Annotated in this window: 10 protein-coding genes; 6 read left to right on the top strand and 4 right to left on the bottom strand. The window is 61.5% G+C overall.

What is annotated here, in order from left to right:
- Nucleotides 1-22: 22 nt before the first annotated feature.
- Both AC4PS6_RS23515 and AC4PS6_RS23510 read left to right on the top strand, forming a co-directional pair.
- Nucleotides 23-295: an HU family DNA-binding protein gene (locus AC4PS6_RS23515; RefSeq protein ID WP_003174819.1), complete on the top strand. Its 273-nt coding sequence runs from the start codon at nucleotides 23-25 to the stop codon at nucleotides 293-295.
- Between the two features lie 228 nt (nucleotides 296-523).
- Nucleotides 524-2,398, top strand: coding sequence for a SurA N-terminal domain-containing protein (locus AC4PS6_RS23510; RefSeq protein ID WP_137271508.1), 1,875 nt, complete (start codon nucleotides 524-526; stop codon nucleotides 2,396-2,398).
- A gap of 200 nt (nucleotides 2,399-2,598) precedes the next feature.
- On the opposite strand, the gene nhaA is transcribed toward AC4PS6_RS23510, so the two are convergent.
- Nucleotides 2,599-3,942, bottom strand: a complete 1,344-nt coding sequence (gene nhaA, locus AC4PS6_RS23505) for a Na+/H+ antiporter NhaA (protein ID WP_336826978.1) — start codon at nucleotides 3,940-3,942, stop codon at nucleotides 2,599-2,601.
- Nucleotides 3,943-4,060: 118 nt separating this feature from the next.
- Nucleotides 4,061-5,242 (bottom strand): MFS transporter, encoded by a 1,182-nt coding sequence (locus tag AC4PS6_RS23500; protein ID WP_103451652.1) that lies wholly within the window; start codon nucleotides 5,240-5,242, stop codon nucleotides 4,061-4,063.
- A gap of 116 nt (nucleotides 5,243-5,358) precedes the next feature.
- Between AC4PS6_RS23500 and AC4PS6_RS23495 the strand changes: the two genes are divergently transcribed.
- Nucleotides 5,359-6,258, top strand: a complete 900-nt coding sequence (locus AC4PS6_RS23495) for a LysR family transcriptional regulator (protein ID WP_014718984.1) — start codon at nucleotides 5,359-5,361, stop codon at nucleotides 6,256-6,258.
- 88 nt (nucleotides 6,259-6,346) lie between these two features.
- The gene (locus AC4PS6_RS23490; protein ID WP_014718983.1) at nucleotides 6,347-7,138 is read left to right on the top strand and encodes a DUF2242 domain-containing protein; all 792 of its coding nucleotides are present in this window, start codon (nucleotides 6,347-6,349) and stop codon (nucleotides 7,136-7,138) included.
- A gap of 366 nt (nucleotides 7,139-7,504) precedes the next feature.
- Here the strand turns inward: AC4PS6_RS23490 and AC4PS6_RS23485 are convergent, their stop codons facing one another.
- Together AC4PS6_RS23485 and AC4PS6_RS23480 are read right to left on the bottom strand one after the other, a co-directional pair.
- Nucleotides 7,505-8,539: an AraC family transcriptional regulator gene (locus tag AC4PS6_RS23485; RefSeq protein ID WP_019819480.1), complete on the bottom strand. Its 1,035-nt coding sequence runs from the start codon at nucleotides 8,537-8,539 to the stop codon at nucleotides 7,505-7,507.
- A 4-nt stretch (nucleotides 8,540-8,543) separates the two neighbouring features.
- Complete coding sequence (locus AC4PS6_RS23480) at nucleotides 8,544-9,674, bottom strand: carbon-nitrogen hydrolase family protein (protein ID WP_019819478.1); 1,131 nt, start codon at nucleotides 9,672-9,674, stop codon at nucleotides 8,544-8,546.
- Nucleotides 9,675-9,885: 211 nt separating this feature from the next.
- Between AC4PS6_RS23480 and AC4PS6_RS23475 the strand changes: the two genes are divergently transcribed.
- Together AC4PS6_RS23475 and AC4PS6_RS23470 are read left to right on the top strand one after the other, a co-directional pair.
- Complete coding sequence (locus tag AC4PS6_RS23475; RefSeq protein WP_019819476.1) at nucleotides 9,886-11,925, top strand: NADPH-dependent 2,4-dienoyl-CoA reductase; 2,040 nt, start codon at nucleotides 9,886-9,888, stop codon at nucleotides 11,923-11,925.
- 57 nt (nucleotides 11,926-11,982) lie between these two features.
- Nucleotides 11,983-12,873 (top strand): 1-aminocyclopropane-1-carboxylate deaminase/D-cysteine desulfhydrase, encoded by an 891-nt coding sequence (locus AC4PS6_RS23470; protein WP_032903444.1) that lies wholly within the window; start codon nucleotides 11,983-11,985, stop codon nucleotides 12,871-12,873.
- Nucleotides 12,874-12,969: the final 96 nt, after the last annotated feature.

The following is a 12,969-nucleotide window of genomic DNA, read 5'->3' as shown; positions in this document are numbered from 1 at the left end:
TAGATATATAAGGGGACTTAGAGTGAACAAGTCGGAACTGATTGATGCTATCGCTGCATCCGCTGATATCCCGAAAGCTGCTGCTGGCCGTGCGCTGGACGCAGTAATCGAATCCGTCACTGGCGCTCTGAAGGCCGGCGACTCCGTGGTACTGGTAGGCTTCGGTACTTTCTCTGTGACTGACCGCCCAGCTCGCACTGGCCGTAACCCACAGACCGGCAAAGCACTGCAAATCGCTGCTGCCAAGAAACCAGGTTTCAAAGCCGGTAAAGCCCTGAAAGAAGCCGTTAACTAAGCTTCGTTCAAGCCTTTGCTTACCCGGGTCGGACGCAGGTCTGGCCTGGCAGCGGAGCGGTAGCTGACCCACGTATCGGGTCGCCACGCCGGGGGTGCAGATTCGAACCCCCGTCCGCTCCGCCAGTTACGAGAAGGCGCATCCTCGGATGCGCCTTTCTTCTATCCGGACTCTACCCACGCTCCACGGTTGCCTAATTTTTGAAGTTCAACCGTTTCTGGGGGACGCATGCTGCAAAATATCAGGGACAATTCACAAGGCTGGATTGCCAAGACCATTATCGGGATCATCGTCGCTTTGATGGCGTTCACCGGTATCGAAGCCATTTTCCAGGCTTCGGGTAATAACAAGCAGGACGTGGCCAAGGTCAACGGTGAAAAAATCACCCAGACCGAGCTGAGCCAGGCTGTCGATATGCAACGGCGCCAGCTGATGCAACAGTTGGGTAAGGATTTCGATGCTTCCCTGCTCGACGAAAAACTGCTGCGCGATGCTGCCCTCAAGGGCCTGATCGATCGCAAGCTGCTGCTGCAAGGCGCTGCCGATTCCAAGTTCGGCTTCTCGGAAGCTGCGCTGGATCAGGTGATCCTGCAGACGCCGGAATTCCAGGTGGACGGCAAGTTCAACGCCGAACGCTTTGACCAGGTGATCCGCCAGCTGGGCTATAGCCGCATGCAATTCCGTCAGATGCTGACCCAGGAAATGCTGATCGGCCAGGTTCGCGCAGGCATCGCCGGCAGCGGGTTTGTGACCGACGCCGAGGTGCTGGCATTTGCCCGTCTGGAAAAACAGACCCGCGATTTCGCCACCGTCAACATCAAGGCTGATCCCGCGGCGGTGAAACTCACCGACGATGAGGTCAAAGCCTACTACGACCAGCACGCCAAAGAGTTCATGACCCCGGACCAAGTGGTCATCGACTATCTGGAATTGAAGAAGTCTTCCTTCTTCGACCAGGTGACTGTCAAGGACGATGAGCTGCAGGCTGCCTACGAGAAGGAAACCGCCAACCTCGCTGAACAGCGTCGTGCCGCGCATATCCTGATTGAAGTCAACGACAAGGTCACCGAGGCGCAAGCCAAGGCCAAGATCGAAGACATCCAGGCGCGCCTGGCCAAGGGTGAGAAGTTCGAAGCTCTGGCCAAGGAGTTCTCCCAGGATCCAGGTTCGGCCAACAATGGCGGCGACCTCGGTTTTGCTGGCCCTGGTGTTTACGACCCGGACTTCGAAACCGCCTTGTACGGCTTGAAGCAAGACCAGGTGTCGGCGCCGGTGCGCACCACCTTCGGTTGGCACCTGATCAAGTTGCTGGGCGTTGAAGCGCCTGAAGTGCCATCGTTCGCCAGCCTGAAAGACAAGCTGACCCGCGAGCTCAAGGCACAGCAGGTTGAACAGCGTTTTGTCGAAGCGACCAAGCAATTGGAAGATGCGGCATTCGAAGCCTCTGACCTGGCTCAGCCGGCGTCTGACCTGAAGCTGACCGTCCATACCTCCGCGCCGTTTGGCCGCGAAGGTGGCGAAGGTGTAGCGGCCAACCGTGCCGTGGTCACTGCCGCATTCAGCCCGGAAGTGCTGGATGAAGGTGCCAACAGCAGCGCCATCGAACTGGACCCGGAAACCATCATCGTGCTGCGTGCCAAGGAGCATCTCAAGCCGGCCCAACTGCCGCTCGAGAAGGTCGAGGCGGCCATTCGCACCCAGATGACCAAGGAGCGCGCAAGCGCTGCTGCCAAAGCCCGTGCCGACGAGTTGATCGCCAGCCTGCGTGATGGCAAGACCGCGCTGGACCAGCCGGTTGACGGTCAGGCTTGGAAGGTGACTGAGGCGGCTACCCGTGGTCAGGAGTCTATCGACCCGGCCGTGCTGCAAGCCTTGTTCCGCATGCCCAAGCCGGCGGCCAAGGACAAGCCTACCTTTACCACCGTGACCCTGCGCGATGGCAGCCTGATGATCGTGCGCTTGAACGGCGTGAACGAAGCGGCGGCCCCTACGGACGAAGAAAAGGCGCAATACCGCCGCTTCCTCGCTTCCCGTATTGGCCAGCAGGACTTCGCGGCCTACCGCAAGCAGCTGGAAACCCAGGCAGACATCAAGAAGTACTGATGCCGGCCTGAATAAAAAGACCCCGACCTGAAAAGGCCGGGGTCTTTTTTTGCCCTTGATAAAGCGGCTACTCAGTTAAATGGGACTGTCACTGTGGCGAGGGAGCTTGCTCCCGTTGACTGCGCAGCAGTCCCAGCTTTTTAGGGCCGCTTCGCGACCCAGCGGGAGCAAGCTCCCTCGCCACAGGTTAGTGCTCTGCCTCAGATAGGCTTGGCAGCAAACTTGAGCTTGCCCCACGTCAACCCGATCACCGCCGCCAGGGTTGAAGCCGCCAATACGCTCAGCTTCGCAGCCGACAGCAGGGCCGGGTCGGAAAATGCCAGGGACGAGATAAAGATCGACATGGTGAAACCGATCCCCGCCAACAGCCCTACCAGGCCAACGCCCGTCCAGGTCACACCGTCAGGCAGTTTGCAGATGTTGAGCTTGACCAGCGCCAGGCTCGCCAGCATCACGCCCAGAGGCTTGCCGAGCACCAGGGCGAAGACGACACCCATAAATACGCCATGGGCCAGCGGGTCATCCAGATTGAAACCGTCCAGGCTCACACCGGCGTTGGCCAATGCAAACAGCGGCATTACGCCGAACGCGACCCAGGGGTGCAGCGCCGATTGAACACGCTGCACTGGCGGCAGTATTTCCCGTTGAGCTTCGCGCAATTGTTTGAGGGGCGTGGCGACTTGCTGGGCCCCTTCGGCTGGCTGCGAGAACCGGTCCATCAGCTCGTTGAAGGTGCGTTCGATGGTTTCCAGCGGGCGTTCCCGGGTGGGCTTGGAATTGACGGGGGTCATCAAGCCAAGGATCACCCCAGCGAGTGTTGGGTGCACGCCGGTCTTGAGCAGGCCAAACCACACGATAGCGCCTGGCAGCAGGTAGATCGCCGCCTTGCTGATGCCCATGCGTTGGAACACCAACACCAGGGCCAGCCCGCCGACAGCAATCACCAAGCCCATGTAGTCGAGGCTGGCGGTGAAAAAGATCGCGATGATCAGAATCGCCACGATGTCATCGATGATCGCCAAGGCCAGCAGCAGGATGCGCACGCCACTGGGAATCGATTTGCCCAGCAGCGCGAGCACGCCCACGGCAAAGGCGATGTCGGTCGCGGTGGGGACCGCCCAGCCACTCGCGGCGGCGGTGCCGTGGTTGAGCAGGGTGTAGATGAGGGCGGGCATGAGCACACCGCCCAACGCCGCGCCCAACGGCAGCGTGGCCAGCTTCAGGTTAGCGAGGGCGCCGTCTTTGATTTCCTGGCGGATCTCGGCACCGACTACCAGAAAGAAAATGGTCATCAGCCCGTCATTCACCAGAAAATGCAGGGAGCGCGACACGCTGTAATCGCCCAGCCCGAGGGTGATCGGCGTGTTCCAGAAATGCTCGTAGGTCGCGGCGGCGGGGCTGTTGGCCCACACCAGCGCGACGATGGCGGCGAGCAGCAGCACGATACCGCTGACGGCTTCGATGTGTGAAAAGCGCTCAAGGGCGGACAGCGCGCCCTCAGTCAAACGCTGGGGGCGGGGGATGGCAGGGTGTTTATCAGGCACGACAAATCTCCATTGGCGGCCCGACCAATGCTTGGCTTTTAACCTGCGCCGTGCTTTATGCAACAACGCACCCAGGGGCGATGATAGGAAGGTGAGGAATAAGTTGTAAACAAACTTGTCATCGCGCGGGCAGCGCTTTACCCCGGATTGCACCCAGCGCCAACACGATCAATCCTAGAACTGCCCATGGAAATGCCACGACGCCCCAACGTTCGAGCAAGAGCCCGCCCACTAATCCACCTCCGGCGATGCCCAGGTTCCATACCGTGACCAACATCGATTGGGCGGCATCGGCCGAGTTGCCAGCCGACTTGGCCAGCGCGGTTTGCAATAGCGCTGGGAGGCCACCGAAGGCGAGCCCCCACAACGCCACGCTGACGTAAATGGCGACTACGCAGTTGAACCATAATCCGAGCAGCAGGGCCGCAACGGCGAACATCGCGCAACTGATGAGGGTCAGCAGCCTCAGGTGTTGATCAATCCAGATGCCTACCAGCCAAATGCTCAGCAGGGCCATCAGGCCGAACACCAGCAGCACGCGATCAATCTCGCGGCCGATACCGGCGGGCACCAGCAGAGGGGCGATGTAGGTATAGAGAATGTTATGCGCGAGCACGTAGGTAAAGGTCACCCAGAGCACCGGCCGGATGCCTGGCAACGCCAGTACCTGACGTAAGCCGAGGCGTTTGCTTGGCGGTTCACCGGCAAAATCCGGCAGTTGCCAACGCGCCCATACCAGCAGTAACAGGGTCAGGCCAGTCATGATGGCAAAACTGGCGCGCCATCCGACAAGCGTGCCCAGCAGGGTGCCGGCGGGCACGCCGAGGGACAAGGCCAGCGGCGCACCCAGCATGGCCACGGCAATCGCCCGGCCCTGCAGATGAGGTGCGACCATACGACTGGCGTAACCCGCCAACAAGGCCCACAGCAAGCCAGCGAACACACCGGCGAAAAATCGTGCAGCCAAGGTCAAGCCATAGTGGCTGGAGAACGCGGTGACGCTGTTAACCAATGCAAAACCGCCGATGGCGATCAACAGTAGCGGCCGCCGGCGCCAACCCCGGGTCAGCAATGTCAGGGGGATAGCAGCAAGCAACGAGCCGAGCGCATAGAGGGTCACCAGTTGCCCGACCAGGGCCTGGGAGACCCCAAGCCCAGCACCGATTTGCGGTAATAAGCCGGCGGGCATCGCCTCGGTCAGGATGGTGATAAAGCCGGCGCAGGCCAACGCCAGCAGACCGGCCAGGGGCAGGCGTTCAGCGTGGGGCGCTGTATCGACCAATAGGGGACTGTCGTTCATGGGCGCTCTCCTTGAAAGGGCAAGGAGCCAGGGTAGGGGGCTGCGAGGCGCGGAAAAACAGGCTAAGGTTCCGAACTTATCGGACGTTGATGTCCGCAATCGGCAAAGGCATCACCATGGACAATCTGGGCAGCCTCTCGGTTTTTGTGCAGGTCGCGCAAACCCTCAGCTTTACCGCTGCGGGCCGCGTACTGGGCGTGTCATCGTCGGCGGTGGGTAAAAGCATTGCGCGGATGGAGGAGCGCCTGGGCGTCAGGTTGTTTCATCGCAGCACTCGCAGTATCACCCTGACCAGCGAGGGCGCGCTGTTCCTGGAGCGTTCGCGGCGCATCCTGGCGGAACTGGAGGCGGCCGAACAGGAGTTGACTGAGGTCACTGCCAGCCCTCGCGGCAAGCTGCGGATCAGTGTGCCCCAAGTGCGCGGCTTGTTGATGCCGGTGATCAGCGATTTTATGCGCGCCTACCCGGACATTGAGTTGGATGTGGATTTTTCCGACCGCATGGTGGACGTGATAGAGGAGGGCTTCGACGCGGTGATTCGCACCGGCAAGCCAGAAGATTCGCGCTTGATGGTGCGCCATCTAGGGCATTACCAGTTGGTTCTCGTCGGTACGCCCGGCTATTTCGACCAGCATGGTACGCCCCATCGGCCACAGGACCTGAATCATCACGCCTGCCTGCGGCACAAATTCTGCGCCACCGGCAAGCTGGAGCCCTGGCCACTGCGTCCTGTCCCGGGGGCTGCGGAACTGAACCTGCGCGCACCGCTGGTCAGCACCACCATCGAGTCCCTCAATCATGTGGTGCAAGAAGGACTGGGCATTGCGTGCCTGCCGGACTACATGGTCAACCAGGCCGTACAACATGGGCGTTTGCGACGGGTGCTGGATGAGCACCTCGAACATCGCGGCAGTTTCTGGTTGCTGTGGCCGGCCAGTCGCCATGCTTCGGCCAAGCTGCGGGCCTTTATCGATCATATGTGCGCCGGGCTTTTTCCTACTGACGCCGCTGTCTGAGCTTGAGATGTTTTACCGACAGGAATCGCGCTTCAATGTCGCGTTCTGTTGCACAATACCGTCCGGACCGTTTTCTTCAGGATTTTCAATGTCGACATCATTTCACTTGCGCAATCTCGGGTTGGCGCTGGTGCTGGCGGGCGCCGCGGGCTGCTCGTCACCCAAGACCGCTATCTATGAACATGAGAATTTCGACGATTCCGGTACGTTTTCCCGCGATTACCCGGTCAGCGATGTGGCGGCCTGTGAAGCTGCGCGCCGTGCCCTGCTGAGCCAGGGCTACATTATCACCAGCAGCGATCCGAAACTGGTGGCCGGCAACAAGAGTTTCCAGCAGACCGGCGAGACCCACCTGCAGATCAGTTTCAATGTGGTGTGCGCTGCTGATGGCAAGGGCAGCAATCACTCGACGATGTTTGCCAACGCCTTGCAGGACCGCTATGCGCTGAAGAAGGTCAACAACTCCGCGAGCCTCGGTGTGGGCGTGCTGGGCTCGGTGTCGATGCCGATTGGCTCCACCGACGACTCGATGGTGAAGGTGGCAAGCGAGACCGTCTCGGCACCGAAGTTCTACGAGCGTTACTTTGCGTTGGTGGACGTGTTCCTGCCGCAGGAAGTAAAGCAGGCCGAGCATATCCCCGAGCAGCCCAAGGCTGACCTGGGCGTGCCTGAACCCAAGGCCGCTCCGGCACCCGAGAAGGTCGAAGCGCCGAAGGAGGTGCCTGTAGCGCCTGCCGCTGCAGAGCCGCTTGCGCCGCCACCTGAGGCTGCACCGATTGCACCGGTGACAGAGCCCGCTCCGGTTGCGCCGGCGCCGACTGATCCTGCCTTGCCGGCCCCGACAGAAGCGATTCCACCGCTTCCGATGCCTGCGCAATAACGCAATGCTCTTCTACTGTTGGAGCGGGCTTGCTCGCGAATACGGCGTAACAGTCGCCAGGTGTGTTGAATGACACACCGCTTTCGCGAGCAAGCTCGCTCCCACATTTTGACCGAGGTTGCGGTTAAGTTAAATCCAGTGATCGCCGCTACGTTTAATCCTGAAGAGCAGGAATGTCACGACGTCGACATTTTTTCGTCATGACGGCACTTTAGGCTGGGTTCGCAGGTCATTAATCTGCAACCGCTTTCAACACGAAAAGGAGTCCACCATGGACGATTACCAGGAAGAGCTGCTGGAGTACCAGGCATTCGAATTGGACCCGCTGGATCCGGTCGACGATGCCACCGAGCTGTAACGCTGACTTCAGGCGGAATGCCGCTGACTGCGGCGAAATTCCCCTGGGGTCTGGTTGTTCCAGCGTCTGAAGGCCCTTTGGAAGGCTTGGGCCGAAGCAAAACCGAGCAAGTAGGCGATCTCGCCGAACGCCAGTTCCGTATCGCGAATGTAGGTCATGGCCAGGTCGCGACGGGTGTCATTGAGGATCGCGCGAAACTGCGTGCCTTCCTCGGCCAGTTTGCGCCGCAATGTCCAGGTTGGCAGCTTCAAGCGTGCCGCCACTTCCTCCAGGTCGGGTTCCCGGCCGCCATTGAGCATCGGCCCGAGCAAACGGGTAATGCGCTCGCGCAGGCTGCGGGTGCGGGTCAATTGCTCTAATTCCCTTTCACACAGCTGTAGCAACAGGTGCCAGGTGCTTGGGCAATGCTGCGGGTTGCGCAGCGCCAGGGTGGGTTGGCTGAGGCGCAGTTGATTGACCTCGGCGCCGAAGTGGACCACGCCCTCTCCCAACACCCTGTAGTGGTCGTGGTAGTCCGGCGCGTCGAATTCGATTTCAATCCGCTGGGCCTGCACCGGCTGTTGCGCCAGGCCAGACAATTGCTGCAGCCAGCCGGCGATGATCGAATCCACCACAAAGCGGTTGTAGGCGTTATAGGGGCTGATGGAATAAAACCGCAGCCACGCGCCTTCAGCGTCTTCATGAAAGCTTGATTGCCCGCGATAGTTGGAGCCGTACAGCGCTTCAAAGCGTGTGAGCGTGCGCGCCGCTTCGCGCACTGTAGGCGCTTGAGCGGCAGTGACGCCGGCAAGACCAGCCTGGCTCAAGCGGCTGAGCTGGCCCATACGCAGGCCCAGGCCGGGGTTGCCGGTCAGTTGGATGGCCGCGTGGCCCAGGCGCATGTAGCGCGGGATCGACAAGCGTGCGCCGGCCTCAGCCAGGCGAGCTGGATCAAGGCCGTATTGCAGCAGCAGGGGCTGTGGGTCCAGGCCGTGGCTGTGGATGGCGTCGGCCAGGGTGTGCACGAAGCCCACCGACAGATCCCCCAGGCGCACCGGCTTCAAGGCGCTACAGCCAGATATTCAGCAAGCGCGCACCACGGGCGTCGCCATCGGCGAAGACTTGCCCATTGCGGCTGAGAAAACTCTGGCCGGCGCTGCCCAGGTCCCAGAATTGCCCGCGCAGAAAGACGCTCATGCCCGCGGTGGCTTCGCTGACAGGTGGCTGGCTGATCAGGGTAAGACGACGCCAGGCCGCGCCCTCACTGGTTTCTTCGGGCTTGAGGCTCACTTCTGAGGGCGTAGATACGCTCTTGAAACCGCGCCACGGACGCTCCCAGGTATCGCGGCCGGTGACAAAAGCGGGTACCGCGATCAATTGCGCGCCTTGCTCGTTGAGCTTGCGGTAGTTGTCCGGGTACCAGCTGTCGCTGCCGACCAGGATGCCCAGGCGCCCGGCGGGGGTGTCGACAACGTTGACGACATGCTCATCGCCCGGCTCGATAAAGCCACGCTCATCGTAGATCGGGTAAAGCTGGCGCTGCGGCTGGCCCAGCGGCAAGCCGTCGGCGGCAAACACCACGCTGACGTTGTACAGCGCGCCGTGGCCGATCTCCAGTTGTCCCTGGATCACGCTTGGGTTGGGCAGGGCGATGGAGCCGGCCACCAGGGTCACGCCAAATTCTTTGGCGAGGCCGCCAAACAACACTTGATAGTCGCGGGCCATGGCCGGGGCTTTCATGCGCAGGTATGCATCGTCCATGCGGTTGTCGCCGGTGGCGCTGATCCAGGCTTTGGCAAATTGCAGCGGGTTGCTGATCGAAAGCCAATTCATGGCGTCCTTGAGGTGAGCGGCCTGGTACAGCTCATTCTTCTCTGCGCCGAGCATCAGCCAGGTGCCGATATGTTCCGGCAGCACCACCACGGTCTTGGCATTGATCAGCCCAAGGTCCCGGGCATTTTGCAGGTAGGCCGACAGCTTCAGGTGCAGGCGTTCCAGGCTTTGGTAATCGGCAGGGAACAGTTCCGGCTGGATGCCCAACAGGTTGCCCCGGTCGGCCGGTTCGCCCTCGTTGACGGCGAGGGTGATGCGCAGGTCGGACAGGTAATGCGCCACGGGGCGCTCCTGGGTCCAGACCAAGTACGCGGCGAGGGAGGCAACCAGGGCCATGATGACGGTGAACGCTAGAAGTTTACGCATGGGGCAACAGACAACAGACCAGGTGCAGGGTTCGCGACTAGGGTAGGGCCCATGGCGTGGCTTGCCAAGGGGCACTGTGCATTTGGATCAATAACTTGTCAGTTTCAGTCATTGAGCCGTGGTCCACCGCCTCTTAGTCTGTGGGACATAAACCGATGGCACGCCGTTCGAGTGCGCCACGTCCCGTGATGATCCGTTGTGGAGCTGTACCATGACCGCTGCTGCCTACCCGCACCTGCTGGCCCCGTTGGACCTGGGTTTTACCACCTTGCGCAACCGTACCCTGATGGGCTCGATGCACACTGGCCTGGAAGAAAAGCCCGGCGGTTTCGAGCGTATGGCCGCTTACTTTGCCGAGCGTGCCCGTGGCGGCGTGGGCCTGATGGTCACCGGCGGTATCGGCCCCAATGACGAGGGCGGCGTGTACGCCGGTGCAGCCAAGCTGACCACCGAAGAAGAGGCGCGCAAGCACAAGATCGTCACCCAGGCCGTGCACGACGCGGGTGGCAAGATCTGCATGCAGATCCTCCACGCCGGGCGTTACGCCTACAGCCCCAAGCAGGTGGCACCGAGCGCTATCCAGGCGCCCATCAACCCGTTCAAGCCCAAGGAATTGGATGAAGAGGGCATCGAAAAGCAGATCCAGGATTTTGTCACCTGCTCGCTGCTGGCCCAGGTCGCCGGGTATGACGGCGTCGAAATCATGGGTTCCGAAGGCTATTTCATTAACCAGTTCCTTGCCGCCCACACCAACCATCGCACCGACCGTTGGGGCGGCAGCTTTGAAAATCGCATGCGCCTGGCGGTGGAAATCGTGCGCCGGGTACGCGAAGCCGTAGGCCCGAACTTCATTATCATCTTCCGCCTGTCGATGCTCGACCTGGTGGAAGGCGGCAGCGTCTGGGAAGAAATCGTGCAGTTGGCCAAAGCCATCGAACAGGCCGGCGCGACGCTCATCAACACCGGTATCGGCTGGCACGAAGCCCGCATCCCGACCATCGCCACCAAGGTACCCCGTGGTGCGTTCAGTAAAGTCACGGCCAAATTGCGCGGTTCGGTACAGATCCCGCTGATCACCACCAACCGCATCAACACTCCGGAAATTGCTGAGCAGATCCTGGCCGAAGGCGACGCCGATATGGTCTCGATGGCGCGGCCGTTTCTCGCCGACCCCGAGTTCGTCAACAAGGCCGCTGCCGGGCGCGCTGATGAGATCAATACCTGCATCGGCTGCAACCAGGCCTGCCTGGACCACACCTTTGGCGGCAAGCTCACCACCTGCCTGGTCAACCCGCGGGCGTGCTACGAAACCGAACTCAATTACCTGCCGGTCAAGCAGATCAAAAAGGTCGCGGTCGTCGGCGCAGGCCCCGCGGGTCTGGCCGCTGCCACCGTGGCCGCCGAGCGCGGACATCAAGTGACCTTGTTCGACTCGGCCAGCGAGATCGGCGGCCAGTTCAATATCGCCAAGCGCGTGCCGGGCAAGGAAGAGTTCTTCGAGACCCTGCGTTATTTCAAGCGCAAATTGCAGACCACCCACGTCGAGCTGTGCCTCAACACCCGTGTGGACGTTGCGCAACTGGTAGCGGGTGGTTATGACGAGGTGATCCTGGCCACCGGCATCGCACCGCGTACCCCGGCGATTCCCGGTGTCGACAACGCCAAGGTCCTGAGTTACCTGGACGTGATCCTTGAGCGCAAGCCGGTGGGCAAGCGCGTGGCCGTGATCGGCGCCGGTGGCATCGGTTTTGACGTGTCTGAATTCCTCGTGCACCAAGGCGTCTCCACCAGCCTGGATCGCGAGGCGTTCTGGAAAGAATGGGGCATCGACACCCAACTGCAAGCCCGTGGCGGCGTGGCCGGGATCAAACCCGAGCGCCATGCACCGGCCCGTGAAGTGTTCCTGCTGCAACGCAAGGCTTCCAAGGTGGGCGACGGCCTGGGCAAGACCACGGGCTGGATCCACCGCACCGGCTTGAAGAACAAGCAGGTGCAGATGCTCAACAGCGTTGAGTACCTGAAGATCGACGATGAAGGCTTGCATATCCGCATCGGCGCTGAGGGCGAGCCGCAAGTCCTGGCGGTGGACAATATCGTCATCTGCGCCGGCCAGGACCCGCTGCGCGAATTGCACGACGGCCTGGTCGCAGCCAACCAGAACGTGCACCTGATCGGCGGCGCCGATGTGGCGGCCGAACTGGACGCCAAGCGCGCCATCAACCAGGGCTCGCGCCTGGCGGCCGAGTTGTAAGGCGACAATAGGGGCGGTGTTAGACTACCGCCCCTTTTTTCATGCAGATGCGCCCACATGGGTCCTTTCGACTGGCTGCCCCACGCGCCCCTTGAACCTTTGCAACTGGATTGGCTGAACGGCGTCGAGCTGGCCGTGCTGCGCCTGGACCGTATCGATCCGCTGATCAGCGGCAACAAGTGGTTCAAGCTCACCGAGCACTTGGCCCAGGCTCGCGATGCCGGAGCGTCAGGTATTATCAGCCTCGGCGGAGCCTACTCCAATCATCTGCACGCATTGGCGGCCGCGGGCAAGCGCTTTGATTTCCCCACCGTCGGCCTGTTGCGCGGCCATCCTCAAGACACACCCACGGTGCTCGACCTCAAGGCCTTCGGCATGCAACTGCATTGGCTCGGTTATGGCGGCTATCGCGCACGCCACGAGCCGGGCTTTTGGCTGCCTTGGCGCGAACAATATCCCCACCTCCATCCGATACCTGAAGGCGGCGGTGGGCTGGCCGGTGCGCAGGGCTGTGGCGTGTTGGTCGAGCAGGCGCGGGCGCAGTTGGGCAGCCTCGGTTGGACCGATTACGACGCCTGGTGGCTGGCGGCAGGTACCGGCACGACAGTGGCGGGGCTGGCACTGGCGGAGGCGGGTGCGCATCGGGTGTATGGTGCTCTGGCGGTGCCGGATGATCACGGTGTAGCGCAGAACGTGAGTGCCATCGTGCAGGACGGCTATACATTGCTGGACGCCAGTCGCGGTGGCTTTGCCAAGGTCGATCCGCTGTTGCTGGACTTCATCCAGTGCACCGAGCAAGCATGCGGTCTACCGTTGGAACCGGTCTACACCGGCAAGGCGCTGCTGGCATTGAAACAGCAGATCGAGGCCGGACGCTTTGCCCCCGGCACGCGCCTGATCTTCATCCACACCGGCGGCCTGCAAGGCCGCCGAGGCTTCAGCGACTGACGCAAACCCCTTGTGGGAGCGGGCTTGCCTGCGAAGGCGGTAGTGCAGTAGGAGATACTGTGGCTGACACACCGCCTTCGCGGGCAAGCCCGCTCC

It is taken from the genome of Pseudomonas sp. DW-iso17, assembly GCF_058725345.1.
This window is presented reverse-complemented; position numbering and strand designations above follow the sequence as displayed.

What these genes read in the sequence shown, in the direction of transcription:
- AC4PS6_RS23470 (WP_032903444.1), top strand. Translation starts at nt 11,983, where the DNA reads ATGGGTCCTTTCGACTGGCTGCCCCACGCGCCCCTTGAACCTTTGCAA.
- AC4PS6_RS23510 (WP_137271508.1), top strand. Translation starts at nt 524, where the DNA reads ATGCTGCAAAATATCAGGGACAATTCACAAGGCTGGATTGCCAAGACC.
- AC4PS6_RS23500 (WP_103451652.1), bottom strand. Translation starts at nt 5,242, where the DNA reads ATGAACGACAGTCCCCTATTGGTCGATACAGCGCCCCACGCTGAACGC.
- AC4PS6_RS23475 (WP_019819476.1), top strand. Translation starts at nt 9,886, where the DNA reads ATGACCGCTGCTGCCTACCCGCACCTGCTGGCCCCGTTGGACCTGGGT.
- AC4PS6_RS23490 (WP_014718983.1), top strand. Translation starts at nt 6,347, where the DNA reads ATGTCGACATCATTTCACTTGCGCAATCTCGGGTTGGCGCTGGTGCTG.
- AC4PS6_RS23480 (WP_019819478.1), bottom strand. Translation starts at nt 9,674, where the DNA reads ATGCGTAAACTTCTAGCGTTCACCGTCATCATGGCCCTGGTTGCCTCC.
- AC4PS6_RS23495 (WP_014718984.1), top strand. Translation starts at nt 5,359, where the DNA reads ATGGACAATCTGGGCAGCCTCTCGGTTTTTGTGCAGGTCGCGCAAACC.